Raw genomic sequence first — 2,183 nt, 5'->3', positions numbered from 1 at the left:
TGGCGATACACGCGACGCGCCAGTTGCCGCCAGCAAGGGCAAGAAACAGGCCGCTGCCGGCAATGCCCTGGAATCCCACTACAGCGGTGAAATCCAGAAGAAACTTGCGCGCGCCAACCGTCGCGTTTCGAAATCGATCCAGGCCAAGGCTCGCAACAACGCCAGGGTGGTTTTCGTCGTCGCGGCCGACGGCAGCGTCAGCGACCTGCAGCTCACTGAAAGTTCAGGGTCCGCCGAGCTCGATCAGTTCGCTTTGACGCTGGTGCGCAAGCAAGCCCCGTTCCCTCCCATTCCACCCGAGACCGGCAAATCAAGTTGGGTGTTCAAGGCGCGGATCGGCCCTTTTTAAAGCCTCCGCCACCCTAAACGTCAGAATTCGTCCTTTCGAAAGGAAGCCAATGTACATCGCCATGAACCGCTTCAAGGTCCAGAACGGCTCGGAGAGGCTTTCGAGAACATCTGGACGAGCCGCGATTCCAGCCTCTCCGACATGAAAGGCTTTAAGGAATTCCACCTGCTGCGCGGCCCGGTCAACGAGACCGAGGGCTATACAGAACTTCCGCGCCGCCCATCGCAACGCCGGCACCGCCAAGGTGCATTATCTTGGCCACCCCCAGTTCGAAGGGTTTTCGGTCGTCGAGGGCGCCTGACCGCCGCTAACGCGGCGGCCTTCCCGCACCTGATTAGGCCGCAGCAAGCAGGCTGGCATTGCCGCCGGCCGCCGTCGTGTCAACGCAGACCGCGCGCTCATGCGCATAAGCCGCCGGATTAAGCACCTCGCTGATCAGCGGCACGATCGGCCCGGCGCGCTCGGCAACCACCTTGCGCACGATGCGCGCCGCTTCCGGCGTGCCGGAGAAGGCAACCACGTCGACGCGCAGCGAGCGCGCTTCGACCGGGTCCGGCCGACCGTCGATCGCCGCCAGTGGCAGGCCCTTGCCGGTCAGCGCCGACAGCGCCGCCGGCGCGCCTGGCGCCACTGCCAGAACGGCATTGCCAGCGGCTAAAGCCTGGATTGTCTGCGCAAGCAGCGTCTCGGCATCCGGCCCGAGGCAGAGCACCCGTCCGCGCGGCGCCAGCGACAGCGTGTTGGCCTCGCCGGTCGGGCCCGGCAGGTCGACCTGCCCGAAATCGAGGCCCCCTGCGGCGGCGATGGCCGCAGCCCCCTTGCCGCGCAGATGCTTTCTCAGAATCGCCACGCGATCGGGTCGCGTCGACCAACCGCCAAGCGTCGGGTCCGGCAGATTGTCCGCGAGTTCCGTCGCCGTCACCTTGTGGCCGTCGCCGACTTCCGTTCCGGCTTGCGGGCCCTCGCGGAAGCGGCGCAGATAATGTGGCCCGCCGGCCTTCGGCCCGGTGCCGGACAGACCCTCGCCGCCGAAGGGCTGCGAGCCGACGACGGCGCCGATCTGGTTTCGGTTGACATAGATGTTGCCGGCATGGATGCCGTCGACGAAATGCTGGACGCGGCCCTCGATGCGGGTGTGCAGGCCGAAGGTCAGGCCGTAGCCCTTGCGGTTGATGCCGGCAATCACCGCGTCGATGTCGTCGGCGTCGAAGGTGGCGACATGCAGCACCGGACCGAACACTTCGCGCTCCATCTCCTCGATGCCTTTGACCCGAAAGACATGCGGCGCGACGAAGCGGCCGGCAGCCGGCGCTTCGAGCTTGGCGATGAGGCGCCCCTCCAGCCCCTTTTTCTTGCAGTAGTCGCCGATCGAGGCCTGCGCCTCATCGTCGATGACCGGGCCGACATCGGTCGAGATCAGCCACGGATCGCCGACATTGAGGGCTTCCATCGCGCCCTTCAGCATGGCCAGCATCTTCTTCTCGACATCCTTCTGCACGTAGAGCACGCGCAGCGCCGAGCAGCGCTGCCCGGCGCTCTGGAAGGCGGAGGCGAGGATGTCGCGCACCGCCTGCTCGGGAAGCGCCGTGGAATCGACGATCATGGCGTTCAGCCCACCCGTCTCGGCAATCAGCATGGCATCGGGCGCCGCCGTTTCGGCCAGCTGTTTTTCGATCAGCTTGGCGACCTCGGTCGAGCCGGTAAAGCAGACACCTGCGATGCGCGGGTCGGCGGTGAGCGGCGCTCCGACCGACGCACCGTCACCCGGCAGGAGCTGGATGATATCCTCCGGCACGCCGGCCTCGCGCAGCATCTCGACGGCGCGGAAGGCGAT

Annotated in this window: 2 protein-coding genes and 1 pseudogene; 2 read left to right on the top strand and 1 reads right to left on the bottom strand. The window is 66.3% G+C overall.

Annotation, left to right across the window (positions count from 1 at the left end; all coding sequences use genetic code 11):
* Both EOA60_RS29740 and EOA60_RS29735 read left to right on the top strand, forming a co-directional pair.
* Window positions 1-349: TonB family protein (locus tag EOA60_RS29740; RefSeq protein ID WP_128312383.1), on the top strand; the 349-nt coding region annotated here is incomplete at its 5' end.
* Between the two features lie 49 nt (window positions 350-398).
* Window positions 399-650 (top strand): annotated as a pseudogene (locus EOA60_RS29735) (antibiotic biosynthesis monooxygenase).
* A gap of 33 nt (window positions 651-683) precedes the next feature.
* Here EOA60_RS29735 and EOA60_RS29730 read toward each other — a convergent pair.
* Window positions 684-2,183, bottom strand: a 1,500-nt coding sequence (locus EOA60_RS29730; protein ID WP_128312382.1) for an aldehyde dehydrogenase family protein, incomplete at its 5' end; no start/stop codon positions are given.

Origin of the sequence: Mesorhizobium sp. M1A.F.Ca.IN.020.06.1.1 (genome assembly GCF_004023265.1) — a bacterium.
GTDB lineage: Bacteria > Pseudomonadota > Alphaproteobacteria > Rhizobiales > Rhizobiaceae > Mesorhizobium.
This window is presented reverse-complemented; position numbering and strand designations above follow the sequence as displayed.